Here is a 19,027-nt window from a genome sequence, read left to right as displayed (position 1 = left end):
GCTGCCTTTTTCAAAACAGCTTTTAAATTGTTGTATTATCTTAGTACTATGATAACCAGCCTTTCGCTATTGTTTTTTTAGTATACATCAACAAAAACACACCTATAACAATTACCATTATAGGCATTATAACACTTCCAGGGCCATATACTTCAGTTGCTCTACTCATAAACAAGTTATACGACATTTGAATAATAATAGCAATTAGCGAAATTAAAAACATAGGTCTCGCTAACTTTTTTCTCATTAGTAAAAAAGTACTACCTAGTAATCCAGCAAAAACAGCAATAGCAAAAGTAGCAGTAACCCAAGTAGGAACATTTTCATACAAAGCTCTTTCAGCTTCAGGTAAAGCAGCTTTAACTTCATCAGTCATATAAGCTTGACCAATATAAGACATAACGCCTAGTCCATTCCAAACTAAGGCTGCAACACCAATAATCCAAAAAAGTGTGGTGGGTTTGTTTGAATCTGTCATAAAAGAAAGTTTTTAGTTAGTTATCGTATAAAACTACACATAAAATATAAAAAAGTAAAGGTTTATAAATAATTTATGCCCTTAAAGATATATGTTTAAACTCTAGTAGAAGGAAAAGTGTTTTAAGTTTCTGTTTTATGGTTGTTAGTCTATTTTTTTTGTATTTTAAGTTTTATCTATCTATTTTTTAGGTGAATAACTTAAAACTAAGACATATGACACCCTTCGTATTTGTAAGAAAAAAACTATTAATAGTTTTTTTCTTAATGACATCATTTGTGTTCTCCCAAGTAAACACAGGCGGAACTGCAACAACAGCAAACCATCAAAAACAAGTTATAGGATATATAACAAACTGGGATGCATGGAAGACAACATCGGCAGGAGTCCCCGGGCCAGGGGCCCTAACTCATTTAAACATTGATTACTCAAAATATACAATTTTGAATTACTCTTTTTTTGGTGTTGCCAACGACGGATCACTACACAGTGGTGATCATAGAAATAAACAAATTTATCAAGCAGGAACTGTGCAACTCCCAAACGATATTTTTATGAAAGATATTTATAGTAGTTGGGATATGCATATTCTCTTTGGAGAAATTGACCCAATTCAACATATAAATGAAGCCGCAAAGAAAAGAGCAGAAGCACAAGGTTTTCAAGTAACACTAAACGGAAGCTCTTGGACACAACCTACATGGGGCTTGAGCGGACAATTACCGATACCTTTACACAAAGAAGATGGTGCTCCTGGCTTACTTGAGCTAGCACATACAAAAGGTGTTAAGGTAATGGCATCTATTGGAGGATGGAGTATGTGTAAGCATTTTCCAGAAATGGCTGCTGACCCCATTAAAAGAGCGAGATTTATAGAAGACTGTAAAAAACTTATAGCTACTGGATTTGACGGTATAGATTTAGATTGGGAATATCCAGGGCCTTATTCTGGTATGAATTTTACTGGGTCACAAGCTGACTTCGCAAACTTCGAAACACTTGTGCAAGAAATTAGAGCAGCTATTGGACCAGATAAGTTAATTACAGCAGCGATGTCTGCTGACCCAAGAAAGCTGGAAGGATTTAATTGGAGTAAGTTGTCTAATAATATGGACTATTTTAATATGATGACCTACGATATGAATGGTGGTTGGTCAAATAAGTCAGGACATAATGCACCCATATATCCATACTCAAATGCAGAGGTGTCTTTTTTTAATTGGCAATCAACACTGCAAAAACTTGAAGAAAAAGGAGTACCGAAAAATAAAATATGTTTTGGTGCTCCTTTTTACGGAAGAGGAGTAATAACTGAAGGTACTGCCGATTTGAATGTAAAAACAGTAAAAAGAGCAGTAACTATTCAACCAGATGGTCCTATACAAACAGCCTCAGATTATACAAACTGGAAACAAGAAGTATATGATGGTACACCAAACTATTTTTTTATAAAACAAAAGGCATTAGCTCCTAATAGTGGATGGACAAGAAAGTGGGATAATGAAGCAAAAGTACCATACTTAGTAAAAGGAAATTTCTTTTTAAGTTATGATGATGAAGAATCTATAGGTATTAAAGCACAGTTTATTAATGATAATCAACTTGGTGGTACTATTATTTGGACGGTTTATGGAGATTTAGAAATAAGCGGTACAGCTACGTCTTTTGGTACGAAACTAAAACGATGGTCTAATGTAAAATCTCCCTTGGTAAACAAGATTAATGAAGTTTTTGCCAATGGTAATATAGGAGGAAATAAATTACCTGTAATTAATATTACTGCTCCTTCCAATAATGCAATTTATAATGAAGGTGATATTATTATCATCAAAGCTTACGCTACAGATAGTGATGGAGTTATTAGTAAAGTAGAGTTTTTTAATGGTAATACTAAATTAGGAGAAGATACTACTTTTCCTTATGAGTATACGTGGGAAGATGCTTCTGTAACAACTCATAAATTAACAGCTAAGGCAACAGATAATGATAATGGTTCAACCACGTCTTCAATAATATCAATTGTCGTAAACGAAGCGAACTCAAACAAACCTCCTACTGTTACTTTAGTCTCACCAGTAGATAATACTGTTTTTGATGAAGGACAAACTATTGAGATAATTGCTAATGCAAGTGATGTAGATGGGACTATAAGTAAAGTTGAGTTTTTTAATGGAACAACTAAATTGGGTGAAGATTTAACAAACCCTTATAGTTATAGTATAGTTAATACTTCAATAGGAACTTATACCTTAACGGCGAAGGCTACTGACGATAAAGGATTAAGTAGTACCTCTTCTGTAAGAACAGTTAAGGTTACTGCAGATACGATTGACAACTGTAGCGGTATTGCAGATTGGTCGGCAACAACAACTTATAATGGAGGAGAAAATGTAAAGTATAAAAATGTTAACTATCAAGCTAAGTGGTGGACAAAAAACAATGCACCTGATACGCATACAGGAGATGGTCAACCTTGGAAAAAAGTAAAAGATTGTTCGGGAACTGGAGGCGGAGATAATATTGCACCAACAATAAATATAACCTCTCCTGTTAGTAATAGTACTTTTAAAGAAGGAAGTAATATTGAAATAACAGCCGATGCTTTTGATGACGATGGAAGTGTAAATAAAGTTGAGTTTTTTAATGAGAGTATAAAACTAGGAGAAGACACAACAACCCCTTATAACTTTACTATATCAAATGCACAAGTAGGAAGTTATTCTTTAACAGCTAAAGCTACTGATGATAAAAATGCATCAACAACTTCTGTAGCAGTGCAAATAAGTATTGAAAAAGATAGTACAGGTGGTGATGGTCAAGGTTGTAATAATGTACCTAATTACATTGCAGGAACTTCATATAATCAAAATCAAGAAGTACAGAATGAAGGAAACAAATATAAATGTAATATCGCTGGTTGGTGCTCTTCGTCAGCAGCATGGGCATATGCACCAGGAACAGGAACTTATTGGAAAGATGCTTGGTCTAAGGTAAGTAGTTGTGAAGTAACAGGAAGCAACCCTAAAATTAGTATAACATCTCCTCAAAACGGTGCTATATATGCTGTAGGGAACTCTATTGAAGTAAAAGCAACTGCAACAGATGATGAAGCTATAAGTAAAGTAGTGTTTTATAATGGTTCAACTAAATTAGGAGAAGATACTGCTGCTCCATATACATATACAATAACAAATGCACAAGCAGGAAGTTATTCTCTAACAGCAAAAGCTTATGATAATGAGAATAACTCAACTATATCTTCTTTAGTGGTTGTAACAGATGGTGTGAATCCACCTATTTCAAATAAGATTTTAGTAGGCTATTGGCACAATTTTAACAATGGTTCTACAATTCCTAAACTAAGAGATGTTTCAAAAGATTGGGATGTTATTTGTGTGGCATTTGCAGAGCCTAAATCAGGTAGTAAATCAGAGATGAAATTTACTCCTTTTGAAATTTATAATGGGAATATAGAGGAGTTTAAAAATGATGTAAGAATCTTACAAGGAAGAGGGCAAAAGGTGTTAATATCAATAGGAGGAGCTAACGCTCATGTAGAGTTAAATAACAATACCGAAAAGAATCAGTTTGTGAGTTCAATGACTAGTATTATTAACACCTATGGATTTGATGGTTTAGATATTGACTTAGAAGGAAGCTCTCTATCTCTAGACCCTGGTGATACAGACTTTAGAAATCCTACAACACCAAAAATCATTAATCTTATAGAAGGTACTAAAGCAGTTATTAATAATGTTGGAGCTAGTAAATTTACCTTAAGTATGGCACCAGAAACGGCTTATGTACAAGGAGCATATGGTAATTATTCTGGAGTATTTGGAGCTTATTTACCAGTAATACATGCCTTACGAAATCAAATGGATTATATTCACGTGCAACATTACAACACAGGTTCAATGTTTGGAAGAGACGGTAAAATATACCAGCCAGCTACTGCAGATTTTCATGTAGCTATGGCAGAAATGCTAATAACTGGATTTAAAGTTGCTCAAACCGGCTTAAGTTTCCCTGGTTTAAGAGCAAATCAAGTAGCGATAGGGTTACCTGCTGAACCAAGAGCTGCTGGTAGTGGTTATACATCAGAAACTGTTGTACAACAGGCATTAGATTATCTAATAAAAGGAGTCTCATATCCTAATAGAACCTATACAACAAGTACTACATATCCAGAATTTAGAGGTTTAATGACCTGGTCCATTAATTGGGATGTAGCGAATAACGCTGTTTTTTCTTCTAGTCATAGAGCTTATTTAGATAATTTAGGACTATCTGGTAAAGCAATTAAAGAAAGTGAAGTATTAACTGAAAGTTTAGTTACGGCATACCCTAATCCTATTGTTAAAGATGTAATAACGTTTGAGTTTTTCACAAAAGAAGGCTTTGAACAAGAAAACCTAGTTGATTATGGGTTGCAAATTTTTAATGCAACTGGAAAAGAGGTCTTAACAATTAAAATCAACTCAAAAACAACTAAAAAACCTTTAAATATTGAGTTTTTGAAAAACGGTCTGTATTATTATACACTAAAAAAAGGCACAAAACAGCATTTAGGAAAATTCATTAAAGCGAATTAAAAAATTGGCTTATAATACCTAGATAAGAACCTCACATAACTTTCACATAGTTATAAAAGGTTTTTAAGAATAATAACATTCATAAAATAATGTTAAAGGTATTAAAAGAGTGTAACTATTAAGAAAAAGAATCGTCATATAAGCATATAATTACTTAACAAGTAATGTTTAGTGATTAGTTAGTTTTTAATAGTTGATTGAAAGGAAAGGCTCGAGATATTATCCCGAGCCTTTTTTAATATAATATATTTTAGGTACTTATTTTCTTTCTAGAAGCGCCATATAAAACCCGTCGAAACCAGATTTATGTGATAATACTTTTTCGTCTTTAACAAACTTAAAATCTTTTCCAGCATCAGAAGCTAAAAAGAATTCTATTTGTTGTTGGTTTTCAGACGGTAATACAGAACATGTAGCGTACACTAGTTTACCTCCTGGTTTTACCATTTTAGAGTATTGTTGTAATACTTCTTGTTGTGTACCACGAATTTTATCTAAAAACTCAGGTTGCAATTTCCACTTACTGTCTGGGTTTCTTCTAATTACTCCCAAACCAGAACATGGAGCATCGATTAAAACTCTATCAGCTTTACCTTGTAACTTCTTTATTACTTTGGTAGAGTCTATTACACGAGTATCAATATTATGAGCGCCGTTTCTTCGAGCACGAACTTTTAGTTTTTTTAATTTACTTTCGTAAATATCCATTGCTATAATTTGTCCTTTATTTTTCATTAAAGAAGCTAAGTGTAACGTTTTACCACCAGCACCAGCACATGTATCTACTACTTTCATACCTGGTTCAACATCTAAATAAACTGCAACTAACTGAGAAGATGCATCTTGCACTTCAAAGAAACCTTTATGAAAAGCTTCAGTTTTAAATACATTAGCACGTTCTACCAAACGTAAGGCATCATCATAACCTTTGATAAATTCAGTATCAATTCCTTCTGTTTTTAAATCTTTTTGTAAATGCTCTTTTGTTACATTTAAAGTATTTGTGCGTAAAATAACTTCAGCTTTTTTATTTAAAGCAGCGATTTCTTTTGTCCAAACTTCTTCTCCCAATTCTTGTACTCCAACTTCATCAATCCAATCAGGAATTGATTCTCTAAATTTTCTAATTTTAGATAACTCATCAAATTTACCTTTAATTCTTCTTGTAGGAGTAGCTTCTATTTGATTCCAATCAGGTAATTTAATTCCTCTTAACACACACCAAACAACAAACAAACGCCATAAATCAGGACGTGCATATGGTACTTTTACATTCGCAATTTCAGCATATAAGCGTTGCCATCTAACAATATCATATATCGTTTCAGCAACAAACTTTCTATCGCGTGCTCCCCAACGTTTATCTCTCTTTAAAGCTTTCTCTACAGCTTTATCAGCATATACACCTTCGTTAAATATATCACGTAAACTATCAATAACAGCGTACGTTAAATTTCTATGTAATCTCATTTGATGAATTTAAGAGTGCAAAGATAGTTGATTTTAATGGCTTTTTGTATTTTCGTTCTTAATGAATTTAAATAACCCCGTAACATATATAAAAGGAATTAGTGTTGCTAGAGCAGAGTTGTTATTTACCGAGTTAGGTATTAAAACTTGTAACGATTTATTGCACCTTTTTCCGTTTAGATATATCGATAAAACACAGTTTTATACGATTAATCAGTTGCAACAAAACTCCGCTGAAGTACAAATAGTAGGTAAGATTACAGGCGTAAAAACCGTAAAACAAAAAAGAGGTAGTAGGTTAGTGGCTACTTTTTCTGACGCTACAGGTACCATGGAATTAGTTTGGTTTAAAGGTGCCAAATGGATAAAAGATAGTTTAAAATTAAATGTTCCGTATGTTATTTATGGAAAATTGAATTGGTATAATGGTACTCCTAATATGCCGCATCCAGAAATGGAAACGGTAAAAGAATACAAAAGCAAGCTACAAATGGCTATGCAACCAGTATACCCTTCTACTGAAAAACTAAGCACTAAAGGAATAAGTAACAAGGTCATGCGTACGATGATTCAAAACTTGTTTCAGCAAGCATATACTAATATTGAAGAAACTTTTCCTGATTATTTTATTGAAAAGCATCAGTTTTTAGGTAAAAAAGATTCGTTATTAAATATTCACTTTCCTAAAAATCAAGAATTATTAGCCAAAGCACAATATAGGTTGAAGTTTGAGGAGTTATTCTTTATTCAATTACAATTATTACAGAAGAAACTTATTCGAAAATCAAAACTAAAAGGATTTGTTTTTGAGCAAGTAGGAGAGGAGTTTACCAAATTTTATAATAATCACTTGCCTTTTGACTTAACAGGGGCTCAAAAACGAGTACTGAAAGAAATTCGTAAAGACGTAGGCTCTGGAGCACATATGAATCGATTATTACAAGGTGATGTAGGCTCTGGAAAAACGATTGTAGCGTTATTGACTATGTTGTTAGCTATTGATAATGGACATCAAGCCACAATTATGGCTCCAACCGAAATTCTTGCAACACAGCATTATAACGGAATAATAGAGCTATTAGAGAAAACTGATATTAAAGTTGAATTATTAACAGGGTCTACCAAAACAAAAAAGCGTAGAGAAATTCATGAAAGTTTAGAAGATGGTTCATTGCATATACTTATAGGAACGCATGCTATTTTAGAAGATAAAGTACAGTTTAGAAATCTGGGTATTGCTATTATTGATGAACAGCATCGTTTTGGGGTGGCTCAACGAAGAAAGTTGTGGGAAAAGAGCCCAACCCCAGCCCTTCCCAAAGGGAAGGGAGAGGGAATTCGTAAAAAATATATGACAGCTCGTCCTTCAACATATAAACTTTTAAAAGAACTACAAGAACAACGTAAAAAGCAGGTAACACCTGCTGAACGAGTTTTATGGGAAAGTTTAAAAACAAAACAATTAGACTATAAGTTTAGAAGACAGCATATTATTGATGAATTTATAGTTGACTTTATTTGTTTAGGGAAAAAACTCATCATTGAAGTAGATGGGAAATATCATGAAACTCCTGAACAAGAAGAAGCAGACAATTTACGTACAGAAATTTTAACTGATTTTGGATATAAGGTAATTAGATTTACCAATGAAGAAGTTATTGGAAACATTAATAATGTTCTAGAAAATATAAAAGAAACTTTAGAAAGCCTCCCTTCAGGGGAGGTTGGAGGGGCTGTTGTTCCTCCACATATTTTGGTGATGACAGCAACACCAATTCCAAGAACATTAGCGATGTCAGTTTATGGAGATCTGGATATCTCAGTGATTGATGAACTTCCTCCTGGTCGTAAAGAGATTAAAACTGTACATCGTTATGATAGCAACCGTTTGGGGGTTTTTAAATTCTTGAAAGATGAAATAACTAAAGGACGACAAGCTTATGTAGTATATCCGTTAATCCAAGAATCGGAAGCTATGGACTACAAAGATTTAATGGATGGATACGAAAGTATTTCTCGAGAGTTCCCTTCTCCTAAATATCAAATAAGCATTGTTCATGGGCAAATGAAACCTGCAGATAAAGATTATGAAATGGAACGTTTTGCTAGAGGGGATACTCAAATTATGGTAGCTACTACAGTGATTGAAGTAGGAGTGAACGTACCTAATGCTTCTGTAATGGTAATTGAAAGTGCAGAACGCTTTGGCTTGAGTCAGTTGCATCAATTACGAGGTAGAGTAGGGCGTGGAGCTGAACAGAGTTATTGTATTTTATTATCGAGTTATAAATTGTCTTCTGATGGAAAAACTCGATTACAAACGATGGTAGAAACTACAGACGGGTTTAAAATAGCGGAAGTGGATTTAAAACTTCGTGGTCCAGGAAATATTATGGGAACACAGCAAAGCGGTGTTTTAAATCTTAAAATAGCAGATGTTGTTAAAGATAGTCCAATATTACATATAGCTCGAAAAGCAGCTATAAACTTACTACAAGAAGATCCTAATTTATCAAAAACAAAAAATTCCAGCTTGCTAAAATCTTATGAAAAGCTTAAAAAAACAAGTGGAATTTGGAGTAACATAAGTTAGAATTAAGTACTATTAACTAGTACTTAATTCTTCTTCCTCATTAATAGTATTATCAGTTTTATTATATCTCAATATCAAATATCCAATTATTGCTGAAACAAGAGACCCTAATAAAACACCTATTTTAGCAGATCCTAAGAACTCAGGGCTCTTAGCAAAAGCTAAACTAGCAATGAATATTGCCATAGTGAATCCAATTCCGGCTAAAAAGGATACTCCTATAATATGTCGTGTATTAATATCTTTAGGAACCTCTATTATTTTAAGCTTTTTAACAGTGGTAATAATTGTAGTAATACCTATACTATTTCCTAGAACTAAACATAAAGCTATATGTATTATTAAGGAAGAGTCTAAATGTGCATCACTATCTAGTATTGATACTCCTGCATTAGCTAAAGCAAAAATTGGAATAATTGCATATGCAACTATACCATGTAATTTATGTTCTAAAAGTTGAAGGGGAGATTGATAGTCTTCTATCCAGTGATCTAAATTGTCTATTTCATCAATTTGCTCTTTTGACAATATTGGTGTAGGCAAAGTCTTCGCTTTTTTAATATTATCCATTATCTGAGACAAATTAGCCAAAAACTCAGTGGTATGTGCTTTTTGTCTAATAGGTACAGCAAAGGCCATTAGTATACCTGCTACAGTTGGGTGTATTCCTGCTTTTAAAAACAAAACCCAAATAACTGCACCAAACATAAAGGTTATGTAATGAGAGTAAAAACCTCTGTGTGCAATAAAATAAAGGAAAGCTAATAAAGCTATAGCAATAGATATTAAGGTAATATCTATACTAGCACTATAAAATAATGCAATTACTAAAACAGCTCCTATATCATCAACAATAGCAAAAGCAGTTAAAAAAATTTTTAAACTAAGAGGCACTCTTCTTCCTAAAGTATTTAAAACAGCTAGAGAAAAGGCAATATCAGTAGCCATTGGAACCCCCCAACCATGCGCCGTTTCTGGGTCTTCATTTAAAAGAATAAAAAACAAAACAGGGAATAACATTCCGCCTACTGCTCCAAAAAGAGGGAATGCTAGTTTTTTTGTAGTATTTAATTCACCTATTAAAAATTCTCTTTTAATCTCTAACCCAATTAAAAAGAAGAATACAGCCATTAAACCATCGTTAATCCAGAGTATTAAAGGTTTATATAACTCAAGATGTTCAGATTTAAAACCTATTTTATACTCCCATAAAGCACTATAACTGTCTCTAAAAGGAGAGTTTGCCCAAATAAGAGCTATTAAAGTTGCTACCAATAATAAAATTCCACTAGCACTTTCAGTTTTTAAAAATTTTTTAAAGGGAGATATTATTCTCTTTTTATTCATGTTTATATATAGATTGTAACTTACTTTTTTAAGGATAAAAAGTAAAGATATTAATTTTCTTATTTCAGATAGCGAAGATAATTCATCAAACTTTAATGAAAAGTTAAATTTTTAAAACTTTTTAACACTTAAGAAGGAAAAACGATACGAAATTCCCAAATTTAATTGAGTGTTACTTAATTTTCCTCCTCTTGCTTTTACATAACCAGCTCCTAATCTTAAATTTAGGTTATTAGTAAGTTTTTGATTAATCCCAACACTAGGTTTAATAATTAATCCTTGTCCTGTACTAATACCTCCGCCACCAGCTGCACCTCCTAAAACTTGTGCAAAAAGAGAGGTTCCTCCTTTAAAGAAGTCGTTTGTTTGAACTCCTAATCCCACAATTCCTTCTGCATAAGCTCCTGCACCTCCAAAGTTAGCAAAAGAAGTTTGACCTGCCGCATATAAATACTTGTTTAAGAAAAAGTTTAACTGTAATGATATTTGATGCATGTTTTGATCAAACCCACCATCTCTAGCAGCATTCAAATATAAATCTTGTTTAATAATAGCATCAAACCCTTTAAATTTTCCTTCTGAAAATTCTCTTTCATCTGATAAAACTCCATCTCTATCCACATAATACTTTAATCCTAGACCAAAAGTTGAAGAAACGAAATGAGAATCAGGACTCATCAAGTATCCTTTATTGATTGATGCATACACGTTATCAAATAGTTTTTGCTCTAAAGAGATGTCTGGATAAATTAAAAAACCTCCTTTGCTATCTACGCCGCCACCGCCACCAGCACCTACTCCAAATTTAGCTAAAATGTTTGTGCGATTTTTATTCATTGACAAATGATAACCTCCACCCAAGAAAATATCCATGTAACCAGCTTTAATTCCGTGATAAGCACCATCAGCTTTAACAAAAAAGAAAAAGTTATCTGTAAGATAGGAATTTAATTCAAATCCTGCTAAACGTATTGTATTTCCTTTATAAGACCCTTTAGTTACCTTAGCGTTATTCAGATGAACTAACAATGAAATTCGATTACTTAAGGCATTCCAAGAAGTGTTTTTTAAATCTTCTACAGAAAAAGTACTTTCTCTATCTTTAAAATTTGCTATCTTAAAAGAAAGAGGAATTTGTACGGCTACATTAAATTGACTACTGTTAATGGTACCTTCATCAAAAAAGTCGACATAACTGTATCCTGCAGTTGCAGAAAAATGTTTAAAATCATATCCTAAATTAAGATGAGGAAGTATAAATGCTCCTCCGCCATCAGGGGCAGATGCACCACCACCACCACCAAAATGAATTCCAGCATCAATAAAAAGTTTATCGGTTATTTTTTGTTGAATTCCAGCATTTACACCTAACGTAAAAAAACCTCCTCTAATACCTCCTACAGCTCCATATAACCCAACTCCTGCATAACTCCAATCATTTAGTTTGAGGTTGTAATGAAGCCCTGTGTAGTCCATATTTTGTTCTCCTTCAGGCATTTTAATTGATAAGAAATCAATTTGACCAAAACCAAACTGTGTTTTTCTTTCAGGAATGGTATTTATTTGTGCGTAAAAAAAATGAACACTCATTAGTAAACTTACTACGAGTGCTCTTTTAAAAATAATGTTAAGCATTAAATATTATTTAATTATGTATTTTTTGGCGTTCTCCGTTTATGTATGAAGCAACGAAAGCATCATTGAATCCAATTTTAATTAATTCTTTTTGTAAACCTTTAGCTTCATCTAAAGTAGTATATAAACCTAAAGAGTATTTAAAATAACCATCATTTGTTGTAACTGTTGATGGGATAACTTCTGATGACAATAAAGGATATTTATTTTCTGAAAGGATTCCTATTTGTACTGAATAGATTGTTTCCCCTGTAGTGTTTTCTGCTACTTCATCTGCCACTGTTTCAGTATTTATATCAGACGATATGCTGTTGTTATCAGGTTCTTCATCACTTCTAGCGGCTCTAGCTTGAGCTCTATTGATGCTGTCCAATACTCTGTAGGCTTCTTTCTTTTTTACAGCTTCTATATCTACGTTATTAATAGCACTACTACCTCCATTTGCGTAAAAATAATATGCAGCCCCTAAAGCAAGACCTAACAGAAGCCCTAAGAAAATAGGCAGAGTTTTCGAGCTCTTTTTTACCGCAGCTAATTCTTCTTGTGTGCTACTTAATTCGCTTTCTGCTTCTTCTCTTTTTAATTTAGCGTTGTCTAAGTCTTCTTGCATTAACTTAAACTTATCTTCTTCTATAAAAGGCATAAGTATATGGATTGGTTAGTAATTATTAAAAGCACTAAAATACAAATCTTTTTTAATTCGTGAGTTTTAAAGAGGATAATAGGCTCTGAAGACAATTATTTCTTATGAAAAAAATATTATCCGTGAGGTGTAGAATAGATTGTCATTTTATTATTTCTACTAAAACCGATAAGGAAAATTCCAAATTCTTTTGCGAAATCTACTGCCAAAGATGAACAAGCAGAAACTGCTATTATTATCGGAATTTTAGCTAAGAAAGCTTTAGATACTATTTCATAAGAAACTCTTCCACTAACTAACATATAATTAGCTTCTTTTAGCTTGTTTTGACTGATTAAATCACCAACACATTTATCTACAGCATTATGACGACCAATATCTTCTTTAATGGTTAATAGTTTTTTATTGCTATTAAAAATAGCACAAGCATGACTGCCTCCTGTAGATTTAAAAATAATTTGCTTATTACTCATTTCCATAAACATATATGATGTAGCTTCAACTATATCTTCAATTATTTCGTTAGAGTTACTTTTTAAAGTTTTTCCTTTAACTTTTAAATCTTTTAATTCCTTTTTTCCACAGATTCCGCACGAAGAAACCGATAAAAGAGTGCGTTTATTTAAGTATCCTTTCCCTAATTTTTCTTTTAGAATTTCCATGTTTATAACTGTAGAAAAGTCTTTATCAGTTTTGATTATATCTACTTTTACTCCATCTTTTTTTTTGTATATATCTTCTGCATATAACAAACCTCTTACTAATTCTTCATCGTTCCCAGGAGTTCTCATAACTACTGTATATGGCTCTTTGTTAATGTTTATTTGTAGTGGGGCTTCTACTACAAGAGTATCATCAAACTTCTCTAAAGAGTTATTAGAGAGTTTAATTGATTGGTAGCTTTCTGTTTGTTTCATGATAAAAACAAATGTATGCAAAAAAGCAAGTAAAAAGAAAAGCCCTGATATTAAGATCAAGGCTTTTAGTATGTTTTATCGCCCCTAAACAATAAAACATACTTTTCGATAGGGGCTTCTATCAACTAGATAAACGGTAAATTACAAATAATAGTATAAATATTAATCACTTTTTGTGCAGTCAATAACTATTAATTCGTTGTTTAGGTTTGTAGTAAAAAACAAATAAGTGTTTCCTCCGTCTTTAAATTTTGTTTCTTTTCTAATCTGAGCCACAGTTTTCGGAAAATTACGTGTTGTAATGTTTGCCTTAGATTCTGTTATTTGCTTTTTTATTCTTTTTTTATTGTAGGCAAATACATTCTTAATTTTAAAAATTCTTCCAGGGAAATCTTCAATTAAATTTTCTGAAGTATAGAGGTGAGAATGTTGATGTAATTTGCCTACTTTTTGTTGGCTTGCTACTTCATTAAATCCTCCAGACTTTAAAATAGCAGCATTGGGTTCATAAAGATATTTTAGCGGTGGATGATATTCAAATTTAAAACCACTACCTAGATGAAAATTAAATTTTTGCTTCTTGTTTTTCAACACATTACATGTTTTTACTTCGACAAACACTTTAATCTCTTTTTTTAGTAAGAAAAGTAGTTCTTTTACTTCGTTATTAACTGCTATAACATGAATTTCTTTTACAAATTTTAGTTCGTTTATAGTTGATGTGATGTCTAAAATAGGTGAATTTTTAATAAGAATTGTGTTCGCTTTTTCAAATAAAAAATCTAAGTTTTCAGGTACGTTTGGTGAGCAATCTCTCAACAAAAAAACCTTTCCTTTTGTATCATTTCTTCGAGAAGGATCAATATAAATACAATCGAATTTTTCAGAAGTATTTTCTAGATACTCTAACCCGTTTGTAGCTACAGTTTTAATATTTGAAACCTTCATTTGCTCATAATTGTACGAAACAATTTCTGAAAGTTCTTCATTTAGTTCACAGTGCACAACCTTTTTAAACTGTTTTGAAAAAGCATGGCAATCAACACCAAAGCCTCCAGTAATATCAATTATTGAATCCCCATCAATTAATTTAGACTTGTACTCAGCTGTTATTTCAGAAGAAGTTTGTTCAATGCTTAATTTAGGAGGATAATAAATGTTTTTTGTTTGAAACCAAGTAGGTAATTTTTTTTCTGATTTTTGTTTAGCTACGATTTGATTGGCTAATTCTTGTACAGAAATATCTATAAAGGGACTTCCTTTAAAAATTAATTGTTCTATATTGGATGTTAGGTTCTGATTAATACAATCCTGAACCTCAGTATTTAAAATATTTTTATTCAAAAAAGAAGTGTTTTTTTTAATGCTTTTTACTACAATAATACTAATAATTTAACAGTTATAAAGTTTTGTTAATCCTATATTTTCATTAGGTTTGTTTACCTAATTATTAATTTAAAGTTAACAAATAATTTATTATGAAAAAAAGTATATTAATGCTTGCTATGATTTTAGCAACAATGAGTGTAAGTGCTCAGTTTTATGTTTCTGCAGCAGGAGGGTATTCAATTTCTAGTGCTGGTGTGCGTTTTGGTACTGAAACTACTGCATCTGGAGTAGAGAACACTTACGGTAGTTATGGTGAAGGACTACATACTCAATTAAGAGGAGGGTATTTTTTTAATGACACTTTTGGTGTTGAAATTGGTGTTGGATACTTAAATGGGGCAGATCAAACTTCTCTTTTAGTTGATTTACCTACACAAGCTCAATATATAAATATTGAAGCTAGAGGTAAAGCTTATGGAGCATCTGCCTCGTTAGTTTATAAATTTACTAATAACATTTATGGACGTTTTGGAGCCTTAATTAAGGTAGGAGGAAAAACTGAATCTGATGGAAAAATAAACATGGCATTATCTCAAACAGAAATGCTTAACGTTGATTATACACAAGATTATAAAGGGCGTTTACCTTTAGGGTTTATTGGTGCTGTTGGATACAAGTATGATTTAAGTGATAAAGTGTCTCTTTTTGCAGAATTAGAATACATGGGAATTAGTGTTACTAGAGATACTTCAGAAATTACTGAATTTTCAGCAAATGTTAATGGAGAAGCAAGATCTATAGAGCAAGTAAAAGCTATTTTCGCTAATCACCCTAACGCTCAATATAATCCTTTAGCTGCTGTATTTAACAAGAATATAGAGTATGTTGATGAGTTACCTTTAGGTGCAAATCCAGCTGGAGAAAAGCAATTATCACAAAAAGTTCCTTATTCTTCTTTTGGAATTAATATTGGAGCAACTTTCTATTTCGGTAAATAATTTTTATTTTATATAGAATCAAAAGAGCAGCAAAATTGCTGCTCTTTTTTATTGTTTATAAAAAAGTTATGGTAACTCTAATTATAAGCCTTTACATCTCCCATATCTAGAGTACCAACTGGCATTTCATGTTTTGTTGGTAGTATTGCTCCAGATTCAGTTGTTACCCAATCACTCCATGTAGCCTCCATGCCGCCAGTAGGAATTATAGAAACCCACATTTTATAGCTAGTAGGTTTACCATTCTCATCTAAAACCCATAAATAGGAATCACCTGGTGTTGAGCCTCCTGTGGTATAAGTAACTAATAAAGCGTCTTTGCCTTTATATTGTACAATTCTACGTTCAATTCCGTTTTCAAAAACTTTGTAAGGAGCTATTAACCAAAAACTATCATTGTTAAAGTAGTCTATGGCTTTTTGAAGTATTTCTTTATTTTTTACTTTTTTCCCATCAACTAAAACAATACTTTTTTCTGGTTCCTTAGTGTATAGTGTTACTTTATTAACATCCCAAGATACTTCTACAATATCTTCTTTCTTATTCCACTTATAAAAATGTTTCCCTCTAAAGCTCCACTCTATAAATCGTGTGTTTTTATAGGCTTCATAATTTAATGCTTTAAGCATTTTAGTGGCTAAAGCATCTGCTTTAGGTCCTTGTTCTCCTTTAGGTAAATTTTCGTTATTTCTAAAATAAAAAATTGCTAATACAATAGCTCCAATTAGTAATAATATACCTAGTATTTTAAATAACTTTTTCATTTTTGTTGATTAATTGTTTAATTCCTTTAGCTAGTTCATCTGCAGCAGCAGGATAATTTCTAAACCAAAGCTCTGGCTCAATTAGCTCTAATTCAGCAATAGCTAATTTACCATTATTATCAGTAAAAATATCAACACGTGCATAAATAGGAAGTTCTACACAAGCTTTAACGGCATTTTCGGCAAAAGCGATTTCTTCTTTAGTAGGTATGTAGTTATAAACTGAACCTCCAAAATCATCTTGTACTCTAAAGTCTCCTGGCTTTGCTACTTTTAAAACTGCATGTGTAAATTTACCATTCATAACCATCAACGAAATTTCTCCCTTTTCAACAATTTTATACTGAAAAGGCTGTATAATCATAGCTTCATTGGTTATTAAACCTGAAAATACGGTTTCGTATTCAGTAATATTTTTTGAATTAATTTTATAAGTGTGTCTCGCTGCTCCAGAAACACAAGGTTTTAAAACAAACTCTGTTAAGTTATACTTTTGTGAAAGTTCTTCTAATGTGAATTGAGTCTCTTTTTCTATAAAGTAGGATTCGCAAATATGTACCCCATTTTGCTGTAAATCTTGTAAATAATGCTTATCAATATTCCAACGGATAATTTTTTCTGAGTTTAACAATGTTGTTTGATTGCTAACAGTATTTAACCATGTTGAAAACTCAGGAAACCGATCAAAGTAATCCCATGTGCTTCTAAATAAAACATACTTTGTTGTAGACCAATCAAAAGTGGCATCATCCCATGAGAGGCGAATTGCTTTTAAGCCTTGGTTTTCAAGTGCTACTTTCACATAATTATCTTCATCTAATATATTTTGAATATAGCTATCAAGTTTTTCAGGATTTACATATCTTTTATCTGTAAGGATAATAACATCGTATTTTTTCATATATGCAATGTAATGTTATTTTTAAAATTATAAACTGCTTATTTATGCGTATTATAATACTCTAGTACGTGGTTAGGTGCTTGTATACCTTCTTTTAAACTTTTATTAGGAATATTTGGCAAAACAATAGGAGAGAGGAACGTAATATTTTAGGGAGCTAACAATACTTATTATTAAGTTTCTCAATTATAAAACACTTCTAAAAATAATATTTTTAAGTTCAAATCTATCCTAAAATATAGAGAAACGAACCGTAATTGTTTCCAAAATTATGTGTAAGTCTTGATTTTTTTGTTTCTTTTTTCATCAAGGAAAAAAAGAAAATAAGAAAGATTAATAGTAACAATGTGGTTGCCTATTTAACATAATATTTGAAGTACAAAATAAAAGAAGTTTAATAATAGTTCTTGATAGAACAAGTGCATAGAATTTTATTTTTATTCACTTTTTTAATTAATTTTTAAAATTTTAAAGGAGTTCGTGAATCTCGTAAAAACTCGATTTCATAAAATTTATGCTCTTGTGGAAAGTTGACGAAAATGTTATTGGAAAAAAATTACAGCACAATTTTAATTGATATTACAAATTTTGAAGAATTCCAAAAATTAGCTTTTGTGCGGCTGTAAGCGTTGGAAAATTGTGTTTAAAAAAATTACTGCGACAGCATAATTATTTTTAAAAAACAATCGAGCGTTTTTTGCAAGAGGCAATTTAACATAATGTCGAATTATAGCTACAAATTATTATAGTTCAAATGTTTATTAGAATAACGTATTTAAAAAATATTATTGAATAATACCAAATACGAGATTTTATGGAATTATAATTAACACTTGTTGACGAATGTTAAAACACCCCCAAACTAATGTTTATTGAGCTTTCAAGACTTTCTGGGATATTTTACATAATAGAGAATTATAGCTATCCAATTTACGATAATTAATTTGTACTATAATTAATATTATGTTAAATAGGATTGAATGTGATTTATGTTCATATGTCTCCTTCTTAAAACCTATTTATAAAATTACTAATAGAGTACCTAAGTTTAAAGGAAAAGACTATTTATTTATAAAAATGATAAAGTGAATGCTTATGTTATAAAAAAAATAAATTTACCCGTTGTGCATTTTAAATAATGCTAATTTTAATACTGTTAATATTTCTATCAAAAACAAATTTATTGATGTATTGAATTATTGTTAAGGCAGCTATTTTAAATAGTATTCTCGTCTTAAACCCTTGAAAATCAAACTAATAACAGAGTTGAGAAAATAATATTTCTATTCTTTTTCTTGATTTTCTAAAGATATATGGTTGCATTTTGTAATTCAATTGATTGCTCCTCATAGGAGTA

The 19,027-nt window shown here is 31.5% G+C and carries 12 protein-coding genes and 1 pseudogene; 3 read left to right on the top strand and 10 right to left on the bottom strand.

The window, feature by feature from the left end; all coding sequences use genetic code 11:
- Positions 1-46: 46 nt before the first annotated feature.
- A complete protein-coding gene (locus MK851_RS05165) occupies positions 47-478 on the bottom strand; it encodes a hypothetical protein (RefSeq protein WP_303508087.1) in 432 nt (143 codons plus the stop codon).
- Positions 479-744: 266 nt separating this feature from the next.
- On the opposite strand from MK851_RS05165, the gene MK851_RS05160 reads away from it, so the two are divergent.
- On the top strand, positions 745-5,073 hold the full coding sequence (locus MK851_RS05160; RefSeq protein WP_320242033.1) for a glycosyl hydrolase family 18 protein: 4,329 nt from the start codon (positions 745-747) through the stop codon (positions 5,071-5,073).
- A gap of 258 nt (positions 5,074-5,331) precedes the next feature.
- Here MK851_RS05160 and MK851_RS05155 read toward each other — a convergent pair whose 3' ends face one another.
- A complete protein-coding gene (locus MK851_RS05155; RefSeq protein WP_320242031.1) occupies positions 5,332-6,543 on the bottom strand; it encodes an RsmB/NOP family class I SAM-dependent RNA methyltransferase in 1,212 nt (403 codons plus the stop codon).
- 61 nt (positions 6,544-6,604) lie between these two features.
- Between MK851_RS05155 and MK851_RS05150 the strand changes: the two genes are divergently transcribed.
- Entirely contained in the window at positions 6,605-9,136 is a 2,532-nt protein-coding gene (locus tag MK851_RS05150; protein ID WP_320242029.1) for a DUF559 domain-containing protein, read from the top strand.
- 12 nt (positions 9,137-9,148) lie between these two features.
- On the opposite strand, the gene nhaA is transcribed toward MK851_RS05150, so the two are convergent.
- The 5 genes from nhaA to MK851_RS05125 all read right to left on the bottom strand — a co-directional run bounded on the left by nhaA (position 9,149) and on the right by MK851_RS05125 (position 15,022).
- The gene (gene nhaA / locus MK851_RS05145; protein ID WP_320242027.1) at positions 9,149-10,483 is read right to left on the bottom strand and encodes a Na+/H+ antiporter NhaA; all 1,335 of its coding nucleotides are present in this window, start codon (positions 10,481-10,483) and stop codon (positions 9,149-9,151) included.
- 111 nt (positions 10,484-10,594) lie between these two features.
- Positions 10,595-12,118, bottom strand: coding sequence for a hypothetical protein (locus tag MK851_RS05140; RefSeq protein ID WP_303508082.1), 1,524 nt, complete (start codon positions 12,116-12,118; stop codon positions 10,595-10,597).
- A gap of 10 nt (positions 12,119-12,128) precedes the next feature.
- Entirely contained in the window at positions 12,129-12,761 is a 633-nt protein-coding gene (locus MK851_RS05135) for a hypothetical protein (RefSeq protein WP_303508081.1), read from the bottom strand.
- Positions 12,762-12,877: 116 nt separating this feature from the next.
- Entirely contained in the window at positions 12,878-13,678 is an 801-nt protein-coding gene (gene fdhD, locus MK851_RS05130) for a formate dehydrogenase accessory sulfurtransferase FdhD (protein WP_303508080.1), read from the bottom strand.
- A 162-nt stretch (positions 13,679-13,840) separates the two neighbouring features.
- A complete protein-coding gene (locus MK851_RS05125; protein WP_320242024.1) occupies positions 13,841-15,022 on the bottom strand; it encodes a THUMP-like domain-containing protein in 1,182 nt (393 codons plus the stop codon).
- Positions 15,023-15,156: 134 nt separating this feature from the next.
- On the opposite strand from MK851_RS05125, the gene MK851_RS05120 reads away from it, so the two are divergent.
- Positions 15,157-16,005, top strand: a complete 849-nt coding sequence (locus MK851_RS05120) for an outer membrane beta-barrel protein (protein WP_303508078.1) — start codon at positions 15,157-15,159, stop codon at positions 16,003-16,005.
- A 77-nt stretch (positions 16,006-16,082) separates the two neighbouring features.
- Here the strand turns inward: MK851_RS05120 and MK851_RS05115 are convergent, their stop codons facing one another.
- The 3 genes and pseudogenes from MK851_RS05115 to MK851_RS05105 form a co-directional block, all read right to left on the bottom strand.
- On the bottom strand, positions 16,083-16,769 hold the full coding sequence (locus MK851_RS05115; RefSeq protein WP_303508077.1) for a hypothetical protein: 687 nt from the start codon (positions 16,767-16,769) through the stop codon (positions 16,083-16,085).
- On the bottom strand, positions 16,753-17,670 hold the full coding sequence (locus MK851_RS05110) for a hypothetical protein (RefSeq protein ID WP_320242020.1): 918 nt from the start codon (positions 17,668-17,670) through the stop codon (positions 16,753-16,755). Before MK851_RS05110 ends, MK851_RS05115 begins: the two co-directional genes overlap by 17 nt.
- Positions 17,671-18,801: 1,131 nt before the next feature.
- Positions 18,802-19,027 (bottom strand): annotated as a pseudogene (locus MK851_RS05105) (IS982 family transposase); the annotation flags it as partial.

The sequence above is a fragment of the Tenacibaculum sp. 1B UA genome (genome assembly GCF_033978845.1).
GTDB lineage: Bacteria > Bacteroidota > Bacteroidia > Flavobacteriales > Flavobacteriaceae > Polaribacter.
This window is presented reverse-complemented; position numbering and strand designations above follow the sequence as displayed.

Bases quoted from the DNA above. Each gene is read 5' to 3' on its own strand.
- MK851_RS05165 (WP_303508087.1), bottom strand. From the start codon at position 478: ATGACAGATTCAAACAAACCCACCACACTTTTTTGGATTATTGGTGTT.
- MK851_RS05160 (WP_320242033.1), top strand. From the start codon at position 745: ATGACATCATTTGTGTTCTCCCAAGTAAACACAGGCGGAACTGCAACA.
- MK851_RS05155 (WP_320242031.1), bottom strand. From the start codon at position 6,543: ATGAGATTACATAGAAATTTAACGTACGCTGTTATTGATAGTTTACGT.
- MK851_RS05150 (WP_320242029.1), top strand. From the start codon at position 6,605: ATGAATTTAAATAACCCCGTAACATATATAAAAGGAATTAGTGTTGCT.
- nhaA (WP_320242027.1), bottom strand. From the start codon at position 10,483: ATGAATAAAAAGAGAATAATATCTCCCTTTAAAAAATTTTTAAAAACT.
- MK851_RS05140 (WP_303508082.1), bottom strand. From the start codon at position 12,118: ATGCTTAACATTATTTTTAAAAGAGCACTCGTAGTAAGTTTACTAATG.
- MK851_RS05135 (WP_303508081.1), bottom strand. From the start codon at position 12,761: ATGCCTTTTATAGAAGAAGATAAGTTTAAGTTAATGCAAGAAGACTTA.
- fdhD (WP_303508080.1), bottom strand. From the start codon at position 13,678: ATGAAACAAACAGAAAGCTACCAATCAATTAAACTCTCTAATAACTCT.
- MK851_RS05120 (WP_303508078.1), top strand. From the start codon at position 15,157: ATGAAAAAAAGTATATTAATGCTTGCTATGATTTTAGCAACAATGAGT.
- MK851_RS05115 (WP_303508077.1), bottom strand. From the start codon at position 16,769: ATGAAAAAGTTATTTAAAATACTAGGTATATTATTACTAATTGGAGCT.
- MK851_RS05110 (WP_320242020.1), bottom strand. From the start codon at position 17,670: ATGAAAAAATACGATGTTATTATCCTTACAGATAAAAGATATGTAAAT.